The 15,632-nt window shown below is 69.5% G+C and carries 18 protein-coding genes; 2 read left to right on the plus strand and 16 right to left on the minus strand.

What is annotated here, in order from left to right; translation table 11 throughout:
- Positions 1-36 precede the first annotated feature (36 nt).
- From AB0F86_RS05125 to AB0F86_RS05175, 11 genes are all read right to left on the minus strand, one after another.
- A complete protein-coding gene (locus AB0F86_RS05125; protein ID WP_067492229.1) occupies positions 37-636 on the minus strand; it encodes an ATP/GTP-binding protein in 600 nt (199 codons plus the stop codon).
- Positions 617-991 carry a DUF742 domain-containing protein gene (locus AB0F86_RS05130; protein WP_067492230.1) on the minus strand — a complete coding sequence of 125 codons (375 nt, stop codon included), beginning with the start codon at positions 989-991 and terminating at the stop codon, positions 617-619. Before AB0F86_RS05130 ends, AB0F86_RS05125 begins: the two co-directional genes overlap by 20 nt.
- 11 nt (positions 992-1,002) lie before the next feature.
- A complete protein-coding gene (locus AB0F86_RS05135) occupies positions 1,003-1,410 on the minus strand; it encodes a roadblock/LC7 domain-containing protein (protein ID WP_067492231.1) in 408 nt (135 codons plus the stop codon).
- Position 1,411: 1 nt separating this feature from the next.
- Positions 1,412-3,757, minus strand: coding sequence for a nitrate- and nitrite sensing domain-containing protein (locus AB0F86_RS05140; RefSeq protein ID WP_356982119.1), 2,346 nt, complete (start codon positions 3,755-3,757; stop codon positions 1,412-1,414).
- Positions 3,758-3,940: 183 nt separating this feature from the next.
- Entirely contained in the window at positions 3,941-4,348 is a 408-nt protein-coding gene (locus tag AB0F86_RS05145) for a DUF779 domain-containing protein (RefSeq protein ID WP_225280281.1), read from the minus strand.
- Complete coding sequence (locus tag AB0F86_RS05150) at positions 4,348-5,835, minus strand: aldehyde dehydrogenase family protein (protein ID WP_356982120.1); 1,488 nt, start codon at positions 5,833-5,835, stop codon at positions 4,348-4,350. The genes AB0F86_RS05145 and AB0F86_RS05150 overlap by 1 nt, the downstream gene beginning before the upstream one ends.
- Positions 5,836-5,923: 88 nt before the next feature.
- Positions 5,924-7,171 (minus strand): transcriptional regulator, encoded by a 1,248-nt coding sequence (locus AB0F86_RS05155; protein WP_356982122.1) that lies wholly within the window; start codon positions 7,169-7,171, stop codon positions 5,924-5,926.
- Between the two features lie 125 nt (positions 7,172-7,296).
- Positions 7,297-7,614: a hypothetical protein gene (locus AB0F86_RS05160; protein ID WP_067492235.1), complete on the minus strand. Its 318-nt coding sequence runs from the start codon at positions 7,612-7,614 to the stop codon at positions 7,297-7,299.
- A gap of 139 nt (positions 7,615-7,753) precedes the next feature.
- Positions 7,754-8,902 (minus strand): alkaline phosphatase family protein, encoded by a 1,149-nt coding sequence (locus tag AB0F86_RS05165; RefSeq protein ID WP_181696321.1) that lies wholly within the window; start codon positions 8,900-8,902, stop codon positions 7,754-7,756.
- Entirely contained in the window at positions 8,899-9,216 is a 318-nt protein-coding gene (locus AB0F86_RS05170) for a nuclear transport factor 2 family protein (protein ID WP_181696320.1), read from the minus strand. The genes AB0F86_RS05165 and AB0F86_RS05170 overlap by 4 nt, the downstream gene beginning before the upstream one ends.
- 87 nt (positions 9,217-9,303) lie before the next feature.
- Positions 9,304-9,918 carry a TetR/AcrR family transcriptional regulator gene (locus tag AB0F86_RS05175; RefSeq protein ID WP_067635471.1) on the minus strand — a complete coding sequence of 205 codons (615 nt, stop codon included), beginning with the start codon at positions 9,916-9,918 and terminating at the stop codon, positions 9,304-9,306.
- Positions 9,919-10,039: 121 nt separating this feature from the next.
- Here AB0F86_RS05175 and AB0F86_RS05180 point away from each other — a divergent pair, with 121 nt between their 5' ends.
- Positions 10,040-11,107: an NAD-dependent epimerase/dehydratase family protein gene (locus AB0F86_RS05180; RefSeq protein ID WP_356982125.1), complete on the plus strand. Its 1,068-nt coding sequence runs from the start codon at positions 10,040-10,042 to the stop codon at positions 11,105-11,107.
- 16 nt (positions 11,108-11,123) lie between these two features.
- Complete coding sequence (locus tag AB0F86_RS05185; RefSeq protein WP_356982127.1) at positions 11,124-11,462, plus strand: hypothetical protein; 339 nt, start codon at positions 11,124-11,126, stop codon at positions 11,460-11,462.
- A gap of 196 nt (positions 11,463-11,658) precedes the next feature.
- Here the strand turns inward: AB0F86_RS05185 and AB0F86_RS05190 are convergent, their stop codons facing one another.
- The 5 genes from AB0F86_RS05190 to AB0F86_RS05210 form a co-directional block, all read right to left on the minus strand.
- Positions 11,659-13,188: a polyamine aminopropyltransferase gene (locus AB0F86_RS05190; protein WP_225280273.1), complete on the minus strand. Its 1,530-nt coding sequence runs from the start codon at positions 13,186-13,188 to the stop codon at positions 11,659-11,661.
- Complete coding sequence (locus AB0F86_RS05195; protein ID WP_067492240.1) at positions 13,188-13,613, minus strand: DUF350 domain-containing protein; 426 nt, start codon at positions 13,611-13,613, stop codon at positions 13,188-13,190. Before AB0F86_RS05195 ends, AB0F86_RS05190 begins: the two co-directional genes overlap by 1 nt.
- Before the next feature lie 42 nt (positions 13,614-13,655).
- The gene (locus AB0F86_RS05200) at positions 13,656-14,096 is read right to left on the minus strand and encodes a DUF4247 domain-containing protein (protein ID WP_181696315.1); all 441 of its coding nucleotides are present in this window, start codon (positions 14,094-14,096) and stop codon (positions 13,656-13,658) included.
- A gap of 183 nt (positions 14,097-14,279) precedes the next feature.
- Positions 14,280-14,861: a class I SAM-dependent methyltransferase gene (locus AB0F86_RS05205; protein WP_181696314.1), complete on the minus strand. Its 582-nt coding sequence runs from the start codon at positions 14,859-14,861 to the stop codon at positions 14,280-14,282.
- Positions 14,862-14,926: 65 nt separating this feature from the next.
- The gene (locus AB0F86_RS05210; protein ID WP_356982129.1) at positions 14,927-15,535 is read right to left on the minus strand and encodes an HAD hydrolase-like protein; all 609 of its coding nucleotides are present in this window, start codon (positions 15,533-15,535) and stop codon (positions 14,927-14,929) included.
- Positions 15,536-15,632: the final 97 nt, after the last annotated feature.

Below are 15,632 nucleotides of genomic sequence, written 5' to 3' on the forward strand. Positions count from 1 at the left end.
GCCCACCAGGGGTGCTGGTGGGCGTCGCCGTGGGAGCTAGGTGGTGACCGGTGTGCGGGTGGCGCGGTCGATGAGGTACTCCACCAGGTGGGTGAGCACCGCCTTGGCCGACGGACGGTCGCGGGCATCGCACAGGATCACCGGGGTGTTCGGGTCCAGATCCAGCGCGTCGCGGACCTCGTCCACGGTGTAGCGAGGCGCACCGTCGAAGCAGTTCACCGCGATCAGGAACGGCAGCCCACGACGTTCGAAGAAGTCGACGGCGGCGAAGGAGTTGCTCAGCCTGCGGGTATCGGCGAGCACGATCGCGCCGAGGGCGCCGCGGCACAGTTCGTCCCACAGAAACCAGAAGCGGTCCTGGCCGGGCGTGCCGAACAGGTACAGCACCAGGTCGCGGTCGATGGTGATGCGGCCGAAGTCGAGCGCGACCGTGGTCGTCGACTTCTGCTCCACCCCCGACAGATCGTCGACACCGGTGCTCACCTCGGTGATCAGCTCCTCGGTGCGCAGCGGGGCGATCTCGCTGATCGAGGAGACCATCGTGGTCTTGCCGACGCCGAAGCCGCCGGCGATGAGGATCTTGACCGAGGCGGCGAGGTGCCTGCTCATGGTCGGGTCAAAGTTTTCGGATGCCATCCAGAACCGCTCGCAATACGTTGAGGTCGCCGGCGCCTGCCTCGGCCGCTACCGGAGCCCGGAAGATGAGGTGGCCGTCGCCGATGAGATCACCGACGAGGATCTTGGTCACCGCAAGAGGAAGTTTCAGCACGGCCGACACCTCGGCCACCGACTGCGGACGTTTGCACAGCTGTGCGATCGTGCCGTACTCGGGTTCGGGCCTGCGCAGGGTCGGCGCGGGATGCACCGCGACAACCACTGTCAGCATGTCCAGGTCGTGCGCCGCACCCATGGTGCGGCCGCGGGTCACCGCGTACGGCCGGACCAGGGGTCCGGCCGCGTCGTCGAACCACGGATCGCCGAGTCGAGTCATGGTGCCGCGTCCTATATTTCGGCCAGCCCGTGACGCGGTTCCGCCGACAGGAAACTGCCGACCCGCTGCACGGTGAGGTTCATCTCGTAGGCGACCATCCCGAGATTGGCCGACTCGGTGGCCTGCAACGCCAGACAGGCGTTGTCACCGGCGGAGGTCACGAACAGGACGGCCCGATCGAGTTCGATCACGGCCTGGCGTACGCCGCCGCCGTCGAACCGGTTGCCCGCGCTGCGCGCCAGCCCGTAGAGCGTGGACGACATCGCCGCGAAATGCTCGGCGTCCTCCCGCTTCATCTGGGTGGAGCGCCCGAGCAGCAGCCCGTCGGTGGACAGCACGACCGCGTAGCGGACCCCTGCCAGCCGGTCGACGAGATCGTCGAGCAGCCAGTTGAGATCACCTGGTTGGGGAGAGTTCACCTCAGCCTTCCTGTTCGTCCTGGTGAGAGTTCGACAGGGGCTTGCGGCCCTGTCGAGTGCCGATCTCGATCGCGGACATCAGGTCGCGGGCCTGCTCGGCGGAGCGGGGACGCGGCGCGGGCGCGGTCGTTTCGGCGGTGGTCGGTTCCTCGGCGAGTTCGGGCCGCAGATTCGTCTGCCGCTGACGGCGGGGCAGCAGGGGCCTGCCGTCGGGGCCGGTCTCCGGCTGCGGCGGGGCTTCGACCTCCACGACGCGGGTGTCCACGATCGGCTCGGCGGCGCGCGGTGCGGGCGGTTCGGCGACGAGGGTGGCCACCGGTGCCTGCTCGAGCGCGGCGGCGGGCGCCTGCTCGTGCGGGCGGGGCAGCCCACGGCGCAGCGGCCCGGTGGTGGCGGGCGAGCTCGGCATCGCCGCGGTTCCGGCGAGCAGGTTCTGCGGGATGAGCACGATGGCGCGGATGCCGCCGTAGTCGGATTCGCTGAGCCGCACCGAAACACCGTGCGCGGTGGACAGTCTCGCGACCACGAACAGGCCCAGACGCGAATCCGAGGACAGCGTGCCCACGCCGAAGTCCGGCGGATCGGCGAGCATGTCGTTGTAGCGGGCCAGGTCCTCGGGGCTCATACCCATGCCCTGGTCGGTGATCTCCACGACCACACCCTTGCCGACGATGTTGCCGCCCGCCTCGACCCGCGACTGCGGGGGCGAGAAGGCGGTGGCGTTGTCGACCAGCTCGGCGAGCAGGTGCACGAGGTCGGCGACCACGGTGCCGACGACGTCGACCTCGGGCAGCTTGGTGACCCGCACGCGCGCGTAGTCGAGGGTTTCGCCGATGGCGCTGCGCACGATGTCCATCAGCGGAATCGGGTTGCGCCACTGGCGACCCGGGCGGCCACCGCCGAGGATGATGAGGTTCTCGGCGTTGCGGCGTTCGCGGGTGGCCAGGTGGTCGAGCCGGAACAGGGTCTCGAGCAGCGCCGGATCCTCCTGGCTGCGTTCGGCTTCGTCGAGGATCTCGAGCTGACGGTGCACCACGATCTGGCTGCGGTGGGCGATATTGAGGAACACCGCGCGCACACCCTCGCGGGTGCGTGCCTCGTCGACGGCCGCGCGCAGCGCCGCCGCGGCGGCGTGCTCGAAGGCGTCGGCGACCTGACCGATCTCGTCGCGACCGAAGTCGAGCTTCGGGGCGATGTCGGCGGGATCGACCTCACCGCCCTCGCGCAGGGCGCGCATGGTGGCCGGCAGCTGTTCGTCGGCCAGAGCGAGGGTTTCGGTGCGCAGCCTGCGCAGGCGGCGGATGATCCGGTTGGCCAGGATCACCGCGACCAGGAACGCCAGCAGACTGACCACCACGACGCCGCCACCGGCCATCGCCGCGTTCACCTCGGCGCGCTGCGCGGTCTTCTCGGCCAGCTTCTGGATATGGCTGTTGTGCGCACCGTAGGCCTCGATCATGGCCCGGTTGACTTCGCCTGCGGCGGTGTGCCATTCGGGGATCGACATGGGCAGGGCGGTGACGGCCTGCGTCCGGGTCGACGAGCCGGTCGGCTGCTGCGGCGCGGCGAAACGGCTCACGATCGCCGACTCCATCGCGGCGAGCTGGGCGAAGTGCGGCGAGGACATCATCGCGGCGATCGGCGCGCGCTCGTCCTCGTCGAGCTCGGTGACGATGCCGGCCAATTCGGTGTGGTAGTAGCCGATCTGGTTGATGAGCTCCTCGATCGGGATGCCCGTCGGGCCGTCGGCGGTGACCAGCGACAGCGAGATCGCGTTGCTGCGCGACATCGCCTCGGCCGCGTGCAGCAGACGCACACCCTCGGCCACACCGGAGGCCACCCCCGCGTCGGGGGCGGCGCGCTCGGCCACCTTGGTGCCCTGGGTGAGCACGTCGAGCAGGCGGCTGTAGAAGGTGTAGGCATCGTTGGCGGGCAGCATCCGCGCGTCGGCGCCCTGGCGCACACCGGTCAGATGCGTCTTGAGAGTGTTGAATCCGCCCTTGTCGTCACCGATTTCGGAATCGTCGACCGCGCGGATGTCGGTGGAGATATCGATCAGGCCTTGCACTGCCGCGTCGAGGCGTGTCCTGGCCGGGCCGAGGGCGTCGGCGGCGGTGTCGTCACCGGCCAGATAGGCCAGGGTGAGCTGGCGTTCCGACTGCACCGCTTCGATCAGCGCGCGGGTATAGGGGACGGCCGCCTGCATCTCGGTCGCCCAGGTCTTGGCCTTGTTGCTCTCCTCGACCAGGTAGCCCGCCGTGCCGACGCCGACCACCACCAGGGTCAGACTGGGGATGAGAGCGATCGCCAGAATCCGGGTGCGAACACCGAGTCTCGCTAAGAACATCGCCATAACGTAACGGAATTGTTGCAGTGTTGCCGCACGGGTCTCGCTGAGCGAGACGCGATTTGGCATTCGGGACGATTTCGAGCTCGCCCCGCCGGCTGAGCCGCGATGGCCCAGTCGGCGGGGGCTCGCCGTGCCCTGGCGTACCCGGAGGGGTGGGCCAGGTCAGGTCTTCTCCCGCGCCTACAGCGTGCGGTCGGCACCGGTGCGCGGTGGCGGCGCGGCCGCGAGCGCCGCGTTCTCCGCCGCGGTCAACTGCCGCGCGCGCAGGACGAATCGCAGGCCGTGCGAGGCTTCCAGGGACTGCTCGGAGGCGGGCCCACGGGTCACATCGATGGTGAGGTGGGTGTCTTTCCAGCACTCGAATTGTTCCGGGCTGACCCAGAATTCGGTGTGCCAGCTCAACCGGCCGAGCAGGATGTCGCTCTGCTCGATCGGGAACTGCCTGGTGGGTAAGCACATCGGCGCGGAGTTGTCCCCGCAGCAGTCGCCCGCCTGCCGGAACAGCACCGGGCCGTTGTCCTCGATGACGCGGCGCAGCAGGTCCTGGGCGCGTTCGGTGATATCCACGCGGTGGATCGTGTTCTGCATCAGAACATCCCTGGTGTCGTCGTCGAATGGCGCACAAGCAGGTTCTTGGACCGCTGGTAGCGCCCGAGCATCATGGCGGTGTTCTCGCCCGCGGCCTGCGCGGGATAGGGGTGGTAGCAGTTGGCCCACACCCGGCGGGTGCCGACCGCGCCCGCGAACCGGTGCGCGGTGCCCAGATCGCGGGTCCACACGCCCGCACCGAGGCGGTGGGCGGTGTCGTCGGTGACCCGCACCGCTTCGTCGAGCGTGTCGAAGCGGGTCACCCCGAGCACCGGGCCGAAGATCTCCTCCTGGAAGATCCGCATCGAGTTGTCGCCTTCGAAGACGGTGGGTTCGATGTAGTACCCACCCGGCAGGCCGTCGACCTTGCGTGCTTCCCCTCCAGTCAGCACGCGGGCGCCTTCGGCTCTGCCGATATCGAAGTAGGACAGGATCCTTTCGTACTGGTCGTTGCCGGCCTGCGCGCCGATCATCGTCTCGGTGTCGAGCGGATGACCGGACACGACGGCCTCGGTGCGGGCGATGCAGCGGGCGAGGAACTCGTCGTAGATCGACGAGTGGATCAGCGCACGCGACGGGCACGTGCCGACCTCACCCTGGTTCAGGACGAACATCACGAATCCCTCGACGGCGCTGTCCAGGAACGTGTCGTCGGCGGCGAGCACGTCGGCGGTGAACACATTGGCGCACTTGCCACCCAGCCGCAGCGACACCGGGACGATGTTCTCGGCGGCGTGCCGCAGGATCAGCCGTGCCGTGGCGGTGTCACCGGTGAAGGTGAGCTTGTCCAGGTGCGGGCTGCGCGCCAGCGGAACGCCCGCCTCCGCCCGGAATCCGTTGACCACGTTGAGTACACCGTCGGGCAGCAGGTCGGCGATCAGCTCCACGACGAGCAGCAGCGAGGCCGGGGTCTGCTCGGCCGGTTCGAGTACGACGCAGTTGCCTGCCGCGAGGGCGGGCGCGAGTTCCCATGCGGCGGTGAGGATCGGGTAGGTCCACGGCAGGATGTGTCCGACGACGCCGAGCGGGCCGGACAGGTGGTAGGCCACGGTCTCGCTGTCGACCGTGGAGATCGTTCCCTCCTGTCCGCGCAGCACCCCGGCGAAATACCGGAAGTGGTCGACGGCGAGGGGCAGATCGGTGTGCAGGGTCTCCCGGACGGGTTTGCCGTTGTCCCAGGTCTCGGCTACCGCCAGCGGTTCGATGCTGTTCTCGATGCGGTCGGCGATGGCCAGCAGGATGCCCGCGCGGGCGGACGGGGAGGTGGCGGCCCAGCCGGGAGCGGCGCGGCGGGCGGCGGTGACTGCCAGGTCGATGTCGGCGGCGCCGGAGCGGGCCACGGCGCAGAACGCCTCGCCGTCGACCGGGGAGGTGTTGTCGAAATAGCGGCCTTCGACGGGGGCGACCCATTCGCCTCCGATGAAGTTGTCGTATCGGGCGGCATAGCTGACTATGCCGGTATCCGATCCGGGCTTGCCGTAGATCATGCGTCTCGCTCCTCGCGACCTCGTGCGTGGTGGGACACACTATGGTCGGCGAAGGTTGGTGCGAGGTTGGTCGTACCGTTCGCGCAGGTCAGCCCTGGCGCGCGGTGTACAGACGGGCGGTGACGACGGCTCGGCGGACGTCGTCGCGCGGCAGCAGCCGCAACGCGTGTTCGTGCACGGCGACATCGCCGGGGCAGCGCTGCCCGAAGGCCACCGCGTGCTCGGGGCGATCGCTGGCCAGCACCGCGTCGCGCAGGCCGACATCGAGGTGGTCGCGCCACTGGTGCACGCCGGGCAGGTCCGAGCCGGGTAGCAGCGGTCCGCGATACAGCCACAGCGCCGAGGTGAGGTCGCCGCCCTCGATGGCCGCGAGCAGTTCCACCGCGTCGCACGACACCGCACCGGTGAGCATGTACCGGCGGTTGGTGATCTCGCCCCTGGTCGCCCGGCGCAGGTGGGAGACATCGGCTTTGAGCGTGTTCAGCGATACCGCGCGGTCGCCGTAGACGGCGGCGTGCAGCTGTTCCGGGGTGTACCCGTCGGGTTCGAGGGCGAGCAGGGCGAGGATCTCGAGCTGGCGCGGCGGCAGCGGGACGGGTCGGCCGTCGCGCAGCAGCCTTGCGGCGCCGAGACATTCGAGACGCACGCCGGGAACGGGGGTGGGTGCCTCGGCGCGCAGCATGGTCTCCACGGCCGTCACGAGGGCGCGCACCGAGGTCATCACCATCGGGTGCGAGCGTTCCCAGGTGGAGGACAGATCGAGGACACCGACGGTGCGGCCGTCTGGTCCGTGGATGGGCGCCGAATAGCACACCCACCCGTGCAGGGCGGCCACCAGGTGTTCGGCGGAGAAGACGGTGCAGGCCCGGTCGTCGTGCAGGGCGAGCGACAGGCCGTTGGTGCCCATATGGCTTTCGTCCCACACCCCGCCGGGGGCGAAGTTCACCTGCTCACCCTGGCGGCGCAGAGTGCGGTCGCCCGCTGTCCACAGGATGGTGCCCGATTCGTCACTGACGACGGCGAGGTAGCCGGAATCCTCGGCGATACCACGCAATTGGCCCGCGAGTTCGGTCACCGGCCTGCGCAGCGGTGACTCACGCCAGCGGCCGCTGATGTCGTCGAGCCCGGGGGCGACGGTCTGGGCTGGGTCGACGGTGTGCAGGGAACGCTGCCAGGATTTGGCCACCTCCCGGCGCACGGGTCCGGTGTCGCGGGGCAGTTGCAGTGGACGCGACGGGGCGGCGAGGCGGTTCCATTGCTTCTCGATCGCGCCGCGATAGTCCGCGAGCCCGTCGGGCCTGGGCGATCCGGGAATCGGATCGTCGGATGCGCCCACGTTCACTCCTGCTCGTCGGTGGCTGTTCCTGTCTATCAGGTGTGCCACCGGCGTGGGCCGGGATCGCTTGCGGACTACCGGGTCACCGGGGTGTGCCCTGTCGCGTCGGCTTGACGCGTGGTCGGTTATTTGTTCAGGAACAGGCCCGCGATATCGGCGTTCTTGATGGGGGTATCGATATTACGTTGGCCCGCGCACAGCAGATCGACCTGCACGATCATCGCGTCGACCACGGTGCCCGCCGGTTCGTTGTCGTTGCCCGTCTGCTCTTTGATCGCCTTGGTGATGGTGATCCGCTTGGTGTCCGGTTCCTGATTGATGTAATCGCGGCAGGGGGTGTCGCCGCCCTGGTTGAGCAGGCGCTCGACATCGGAGCAGCCGGTCACCAGTGCCGCCAGCACCGCGAGTCCGACCGCGACGGCGCCGCTGCGGGTGGCGTGCATGGTTCCTCCTGAAAGGTCGCGCCCGGGACGACTCGCCGGGATCCGCTTCAGACTAGATGCCGATCGCGGCGGGCCCGGAGGCGGTAGCGGAGCGTGTCCACGCAGGGCTCTCGCGGGTCGGCACCATCGAACACAGCGGTCAGCTGCGGTGGATTCGCAACGGCACGAGCAGTTCGTCGGCGGTCAGCGACCCGTGATGGCCGGGCATCTGCGATTGCAGGGGCTCGGCGCCGCTGCGGATCACCCCGCTCGTCCCGGTGGCGACCACCACGAGATCGCCGATCCGCGCCGCCACCTCGGGGTGCACGCGCGGGCCGAACCACCCGGCCTCGATGACCTGGGCCTTGGTACGCACCACGAACTCGTCACCGAGCGTGCCCGTCCAGGTGTCGGCGACCGACTCGGTGGCCCCCGCTTCGGTGTAGACGTGGCGGGCCCGCGGTTCGCCGCCGAGCGCGCGCACGCCCTCGGACAGGTGCGGGTGGGTGTCGAAGTCGATGCGGTGCACCAGCGGCACCATGCCGTGATCGGCGGTGACGATCAGCGCCGAGCGCGGCGGTAGGTTGCCTGCCAGCTCGGCCGCGATCCGGTCGACGTTGGCCAGTTCGAACCGCCATGCCCTGGTCTGCGGGCCGCGCGCGTGCCCGGTGGTGTCGAGATCCGAATGATAGGTGTAGACAAGGCTTTTCGGTGCCGAGCCGAGCGCGGTGAGCACCCCGTCGACCAGGTCGCCCACCGAGAACGCCGTCCGGAAACCGCCACCGCGCCAGCCGGCGCGGGTGAGACCCGAGCCGTCCTGGTAGCTCGGTGCCACCTGGACGGCCGCGATGCCCGCGGCGGTCGCGCGTTCGAAGGTGGTGCGGTGCGGCTGGATTCGCTCCGGGGGGAACTCGGCGATCGCGTCGACCTTCGGACCCTCGCCGGTGAGCTGCCAGCGCAGGCCGTTGAACAGGCGGTCCTGCCCCGGCAGGTGGAAGGTGTAGCCGACGGTGCCGTGCTCACCCGGCGGCAGACCGGTGCCGAGGGTGGTCAGGCTGGTCGCCGTCGTACTCGGGAAACCGGCATCGAGGGTGGCCGCGGGCAATCCCGAAAGAAACGGCGCCGCAGCGCTTTCGGCGTCCAGCGCGGTGGCACCGAGACCGTCGACGAGCAGCACGCACACATGGTCGACATCCAGCTCGAGACCGAGGCGGTCGTGCTCGCCGGGCACGCCGAGGCAGGCCAGGATCGAGGGGAGCAGGTCGGCCAGCGACGCGTGGCCGTAACGCGGGAGGAGAAGTTCGTTCACGCCTGTCCGGTCTCGAAGCGGCTGATGAGGCCGTTGCGCACATCGAATCGCCAGGTGGTGCGCATGGAACCCCACCGGCTGTTGGTGTAGTCGGCGGTGAACTCGAGTCCGTCGGCTTCCACCGTGTCGACCTCCAGATGCCCGTTGGCGCTGAAGATCTCGGCCTCGGTCCACTGCGCGAGGTTGCGTTCCACGCCGTCGTCGGACATGGTGGCGTCTTCGGCGAGCACGCCGTAGAAGCGGTCGGTGTCCTGGGCGTTGAGCGCGTCGACGAACGCCTCGACCGCGGGATCGAGTTTCACAGTCTCAGCCATCGGGCCTCCTGCTCGTGTTCGGGCGCACTGGGGTAGAACAGCCTTACCCACTCTAGGGCCGCTCGCACACCCCGCATCGCAAAATTTTCAGGTACGCGTGGCCACGAGCGCGGTGAAGGCGCGCATGATCTCGTCGACGAGGTCGGGCGCGTTGGTTCCCAGCTGCTCACTGCGCTTTTCGAGGTGGCCGTCGAGCCACAGCGAGGCCAGTCCGTGGCCGAGACTCCACCATGCCACGGCCAGCGTGTCGGCCTGGTTCGCGGGAAGTTGTCCGGCGGCGACACATTCGGTGACGGTGTCGGCGAGCACGCCGAAGGCCGTGTCACCGGCGTGTGCGGCGTCGGGATGCTTGTCCGGTTGCGACAATTCGGGCCGGAACATCAGCCGGAACAGGGCCGGATTCTCGCGGGAGAACCGCACATAGGTGGCGGCGAGTTCGGTGAGTGCGGCCAGTGGGCTGCTCGCCTGCGCCCGCGTGGCGATCAATTCCTCGGCCAGGCGCTGGAAACCGTCGACCGACAGCGCCGACAGCAGCGCGGCGCGATCGGCGAAGTGGTGGTACGGCGCACCGCTGCTCACCCCGGCCTCGCGCGCGACCCGGCGCAGGCTCACCGCCGCGAGCCCCTCGCTCTCGATCAGGCGCAGGCACGCCGCCATCAGGGTGGCTCGCAGGTCGCCGTGGTGGTAACTGGTGCGCTTCACTCCTCCGAGCCTAGGCGACGCGCCCGGGAAAATAGGCACTGGACAGCATATCTATGCGGTGCTTAGATTATCTGAGCACCGCTCAGATGGGTGGGCTCCTCCGAGGGAACGGAAGAACACCATGACCGCAAGGGTTCTCGTCACCGGCGCCACCGGCTTCGTCGCCGGACACTGCATCGCCGAACTGCTCGAGCACGGATACGCCGTGCGCGGCACCGTGCGCGATCTGGGCGCCACCGCCAAGCGCGCCCACCTCACCGAGTTGGCCCGCCGCACCGGCGGCGACCTGGAATTCGCCGCCGCGACGCTCGACGACGATGCCGGGTGGGCCGAGGCGGTGGCGGGCTGCGACACGGTGCTGCACGTCGCCTCCCCGTTCCCCGACAGTCCACCGGAAAACGAGCGCGACCTCATCGAGCCCGCCGTGCAGGGCACACTTCGGGTGCTGCGCGCGGCCGCCGCGGCGGGGGTGCGTCGGGTAGTGCTCACGTCGTCGGTGGCGGCGGTCGCCTACGGACACGACAACGGCGACGTGCGGACCGAGAACGACTGGTCGGTCGTCGACCGGATTCCGGCCTACCAGAAGAGCAAGACCCTCGCCGAACGCGCCGCCTGGGAGTACGTCGAATCCCTCGGTGACACCAGCGATCTCGAACTGGTGGTGCTGAACCCGGGCATGATCCTCGGGCCGCTGCTCGAACCACGAACCAGCACCTCGCACGCACCGATCCAGCGCCTGCTCGCCCGCGACGTCCCGGGTTCGGTGCGCACCGGCTGGTCCCCGGTCGACGTGCGCGACCTCGCCATCGCGCACCGGCTCGCCATGGAAGTGCCCGCGGCAGCAGGCAACCGGTACATCTGTGGCGGTGAGCCGCTGTGGATGGGGGAGCTGGCAGGCATGCTCGCCCGCGACTTCGGCCCCCAGGGCTTCCGCGTGCCGACGCGGGTACTGCCCAACGCCCTGGTCCGCCTGGTCGCGCTCTTCGACAAGACCGTCCGCCTCACCGTGCCGGTCCTCGGCCGCGCCGAACGGGTGAGCGCCGAGAAGGCTCGCCGCGAACTCGACTGGACCATGCGCCCGGTGGAACAGACGGTCCGCGACACCGCCGACAGCCTGATCGCCTTCGGCGTCGTCACCGCACCGGGCAAGCGTCGATCAGCACCAGCCGTTCCGGCCGGAACACGCTGAGCGGAAAGGGAAGACGATGCTCATCACCGCTCTGGTCCTGACCCTCGTCGGTGCGTTCCGACGGACTCGGCGCCGCCGCGCGGGTGGCGAAGAAGGCGTGGGATCTGTGGACACCGCGTCCGTATTCGGGGACCGGCTGCGGTCCGTAGCGCTGGTCGCGGTGTACCGCCGGGCGCGACGCGGGCTGGCCTCGGCCGCGCTGAGTGCCGGTGCGGCGGTGCGCGTCGTGGCGACGGGCGCGGGTGCCCGGCTCAACAGTCTCGGCCGGCGTATGCGGCGGCAGGGACGGGCGCTGTCGACTGCGGTGGCGGTGCTGGCCTTGACCATCATGGGAGCCCAATTGGCCTGTGGGTGAGCCGGACCCGACGCTATGCCCCGCGCTGCGCGTCCTGGGTCACGGGGCGTATCAGGAGTAGGACCTAGGTCGGTCCTGGGGACTCGGCGTGCGGCTGAACCGGATTCAGTGCCGTCCCGGCGATCCGGCTCACCGGGTTGTCAGGATCAGGACCTCGGTGTGGATGTCAGGAACCCGGCGTGCGGCGGGGTCGGCTTCAGCGCCATTCCTGGCGTTGGAGGTCGAGGATCACCGGGTGCATGAGGGTGGAGACCCCGGGGTCCTTCGGGCGGCGGTCCGGGGGGAAGACGGTGGCGGCGGTGAGGGTTGTCTCGTCCAGGGAGCGGAGGGGAGTGGGGGAGCGCAGGGTGGGGATCGGGGGCTCGTTCCTCGCCGCGAGGACGAACCCCCAGTCGCCGAAGCTCGGGACGTCCACGTGGAACGGGGTGGTGTGCAGGCCGGCGGCGTGCAGGGTGGCATCGATGGTCCAGAAGGAGCGGGGCGCGAAGAACGGGGAACCGGACTGCACCACCAGGCGGGCGCCGGGGGCCAGGACGTTCGCGGTCATCGCGTAGAACTCCTGCGAGTACAGCTTGGCGACCGAGGTCTGGTCGGGGTCGGGCAGATCGACGATCACCGCGTCGAAAAGCCCTGGTGCACCGCGCAACCAGTTGAAGGCGTCGGCGTTCACCACCCGCACGCGTGGATCGTCGAAGGCGTGCCGGTTCAGTTCGGTGAGCCGGTCGTCGGTGCGGGCCAGCTCCACCATCGCCGGATCGAGCTCGACCAGCGTCACCCGCTCCACATCGGGGTAGCGCAGGATCTCACGCAGCGCGAGCCCGTCGCCACCGCCGAGCACCAGCACCGAGCGACGTGACCCGGCGAGCACCGGATGCACCAGCGCCTCGTGGTAGCGGTACTCGTCGACGGAGGAGAACTGCAGGCCGCCGTTGAGGAACAGCCGGGTGTCGGTGGTGGCGAACGGCGAGAACGACTCGGTGAGCACGATCTGCTGATAGGGCGTGCGGGTCTGCCACACGATCGGATGCGCGAACAGCGCCTGCTGCGCGGTGGCCTCGAAACGGTCGGCGTACAGGTAGGCGCTCGACAGGCCGCAGGCGACGACGGCGGTCATGGCGATCAGTGTGTGCCGGGTGGCGCGGGTCATCCGGTCGCGAAAGAAGAAGAACGCCAACGCCAGACCGGCGATCGCGTTCACCACACCCACCACGAGGCTGCCGCGGATCTGTCCGAACACCGGCAGCAGCAGGAACGGGAACGCCAGACCACCCAGCAGCGCGCCGACATAGTCCGCGGCGAACAGATCGGCCACCGCGCTGCTGGCCTCCTGTTTGCGCACTTGCTGCAACAGCTCCATCAGCAGCGGGATCTCGGCGCCCACGAGCATCCCGATCACCGCCGCCGCCACGACCAACGCGGCGGTGTACACGTTGAGCCAGGCGTAGCTGGCGTAGAGCGCCGCCACCGACAACCCGCCGATCACCGCGAGTGCCAGCTCCACCGCGACGAACGCGGCGGCGGCGTACGGGCGCAACGGTTTCGCGACCAGCGCACCGACACCCATCGCGCACACCATCACGCTCAGGGTGATCGAGGCCTGCGCGGCGGTGTCGCCGATCAGATAGCTGCCGAGGGTCACCAGCGACAGCTCGTACACCAGACCGCAGGCGGCGCAGACGAATACCGTCGCCAGCAGCGCCGCCCGCGCCAGGCGGTGGGTGGGCATCAGGTGAGGCCCGCGGCCACCACCAGCGCGACGGCGACATGGGCCGATGCCGTCACCCAGACCGCCGGGTGCGGTTCGGGATCGGCGACAACGGTCCGGAAATCACCGGGGGTGAGCGCGTCGAGCAGCACGAACGCCAACGCCATCGCGGCCAGCCCGATCACGCCGTACACCGCGCTCGCCAGCAGTGCCTTCACGATCTCCCCGTCGGAGGTCCAGATGGCGGTGGCGACGATGATTCCGGTGCCGAACAGGTTCGAGGCGAGCAGGGTCGCGGCGTTGCGGTTGCGTTCGATCCAGATCTGAGCGCGCAGATCACCGGGGGTGAGTAGGTCGACGAGCCCGAATCCGACGGCCATCAACACGATTCCCACCGCGGAATAGGCGAGCGCGGCGCCCGCGTCCGCCCCCAGTTCGGCGAGCATGAGTGTCCTCCTGTGCTTGTGAGGCGAGATGCCCCGAATGAACTACTTGCCGCCGCTGTCGCTGCCGCCACCGCGGTAGTCACCCGCCGCGGAACCGCTGGTCCAGCCGTAACTGCTGGTGTGCGAGTGGTGGCGGCGGGTGCCGTTGGCCCAGCTGTCGACCAGCACGAGCGAGCCGCCCGCGTGCGGCGACACCGCGACGAGGTCCTTGTCGAACCGCAGATAGTGGTTGTCGCCGGTGTTGCGCCGGTCGCGCGGCTCGGTGGCCTTGGCAATGGCGGCCGCGACCGCTGCTGGCGCGGCGGCTGTGGTGAAGGCGAGGCCGTCGTTGGCCTGGTCGAGCTGGCGGGCACGCTGGTACTTCTCGGCGACGAACTCGCGCGGATCCTTCGGCCCGGTCACCGCGACGACCGTGACCACCGCGACGATCACCGCGACCACGGAGGCCAGGATGCCGACCACGATCCATCTTGTCCGCGTCACCGTGGCACCCCGAAACCGGTGCGCCACAGAACTGTCGGCGTTGTGCTGATGAGAATCCCTCCCCGTCGAAAAACTGGCCGGACTGTATCACCGGGTTCGCGCCGACGCCCGCGGTGAGTTGAGCAACTGCGATTCAGATCACAGCGGGCTACCGGGCCAGGTGCGGTGATCGGGATCGGCGGGTCAGCGGGGTCGTTGCCACAGCAGCGTGTACCGCCACAGCAGGCGGCGGCGAATCCGCGCGCCCGGCAGGAATTCCTCGGCGGCTCGCCGGATCTCGCCGAGCGTTTCCTCCGGATCGCGGATCGTCGCGTTCGGTCCGCCTGCTTCGCGGCGGTGGCGACGGTCGGTGGCCCAGACGACCGGTAGCAGTGGGAGGTAGCCGATGTCGGTGAGCGGGTGCATCTTCCAGAGCCCGACCACCGCGAGCGTGCCGCCGGGAGCGACGAGGTCGCGCAGCGCCGCCATGCCTTCGCGGACGGGGACGTGGTGCAGGGTGGCGACGGCGGTCACCATGTCGAAGGTGTCGTCGAGGTCGCGGAAGTCGGCCTTGTCCAGATGCACGTGGGGCGTCGACGGTGCGTTCGCGATGACCTCGGGGTCGATGTCGATGCCGAGCACCGCATCACAGCGGGTGGCGAGTTTGCGGGCGAGCAGGCCGTCGCCGCAACCGATATCGAGGGCGGTGCGGGCGTGCACGGGCACCTGTTCGAGCAGCCAGGGGTGGTAGTGCGTGTTGTGGTTCCAGTAGGGGTCCGTCGACATGATCGGTCAACGCCCGCGCGACCCGCAGGGTTCCGAAAGGTTCATCGCACAGGCGTTTTCGCGGATCAGGCGGCGGTATGGCCGGCCAGCCAGTCGGCGAAACCGGTGAGACCGTCGAGCACCACATCGGCGCCGGCCGCGCGCAGTCCGTCGGCATCGTAGGGGCCGGTGGCCACACCGACCGCGAACGCACCGGCCGCTTTCGCTCCGCGCATGTCACCGGCGTGATCCCCGACGAAGATCGACGCCGATTCCTCGCGGAGCACCGCCGCTTTCCCGGTGGACCACAGATCACCGGCCACCCGGTCCACGTCCCACCCCAGATGTTCCACATGCAGACGGGCGTGCGGTTCGTATTTGCCGGTGACGACGAGGGCGCGCCCGCCGCCCGCCCGTACCGCTTCGAGCGCGTCGCCCGCGCCGGGCAGAGCCGGGATGCTCGCGATGACATCCGGATACAGCTCGCGGTACCGGGTGACCAGATGCGGGACGAGGTCGTCGGGTGCGCCCGCGTCACCGAGCAGGGTGGCCAGCGGCGGGCCGAGGTGCTCGGCGAAACGCGCGCCGATCATCGGCAGGTCGAACTCCTGCGCGAGCGTGTCGATCGCCACGGCCACGCCCGGCCGCGAGTCGATGAGCGTCATGTCCAGGTCGAAGCCGACGGTGATGGTCACGTCGCCGAGCGTATCGCCGCCGGGCGGGACGACCGATCAGGCATCGGTGCGAAACCGCCGGTAGAGCCCTGATTCACGTGGAACCGCCGCTGCACTC

The sequence above is a fragment of the Nocardia sp. NPDC023733 genome (genome assembly GCF_040639775.1).
Classification (GTDB): Bacteria; Actinomycetota; Actinomycetes; order Mycobacteriales; family Mycobacteriaceae; genus Nocardia; species Nocardia rosealba.

Bases quoted from the DNA above. Each gene is read 5' to 3' on its own strand.
- AB0F86_RS05145 (WP_225280281.1), bottom strand. From the start codon at position 4,348: ATGCAGAACACGATCCACCGCGTGGATATCACCGAACGCGCCCAGGAC.
- AB0F86_RS05180 (WP_356982125.1), top strand. From the start codon at position 10,040: ATGACCGCAAGGGTTCTCGTCACCGGCGCCACCGGCTTCGTCGCCGGA.
- AB0F86_RS05205 (WP_181696314.1), bottom strand. From the start codon at position 14,861: ATGTCGACGGACCCCTACTGGAACCACAACACGCACTACCACCCCTGG.
- AB0F86_RS05190 (WP_225280273.1), bottom strand. From the start codon at position 13,188: ATGCCCACCCACCGCCTGGCGCGGGCGGCGCTGCTGGCGACGGTATTC.
- AB0F86_RS05195 (WP_067492240.1), bottom strand. From the start codon at position 13,613: ATGCTCGCCGAACTGGGGGCGGACGCGGGCGCCGCGCTCGCCTATTCC.
- AB0F86_RS05185 (WP_356982127.1), top strand. From the start codon at position 11,124: ATGCTCATCACCGCTCTGGTCCTGACCCTCGTCGGTGCGTTCCGACGG.
- AB0F86_RS05170 (WP_181696320.1), bottom strand. From the start codon at position 9,216: ATGGCTGAGACTGTGAAACTCGATCCCGCGGTCGAGGCGTTCGTCGAC.
- AB0F86_RS05150 (WP_356982120.1), bottom strand. From the start codon at position 5,835: ATGATCTACGGCAAGCCCGGATCGGATACCGGCATAGTCAGCTATGCC.
- AB0F86_RS05130 (WP_067492230.1), bottom strand. From the start codon at position 991: ATGACTCGACTCGGCGATCCGTGGTTCGACGACGCGGCCGGACCCCTG.
- AB0F86_RS05125 (WP_067492229.1), bottom strand. From the start codon at position 636: ATGGCATCCGAAAACTTTGACCCGACCATGAGCAGGCACCTCGCCGCC.
- AB0F86_RS05160 (WP_067492235.1), bottom strand. From the start codon at position 7,614: ATGCACGCCACCCGCAGCGGCGCCGTCGCGGTCGGACTCGCGGTGCTG.
- AB0F86_RS05140 (WP_356982119.1), bottom strand. From the start codon at position 3,757: ATGTTCTTAGCGAGACTCGGTGTTCGCACCCGGATTCTGGCGATCGCT.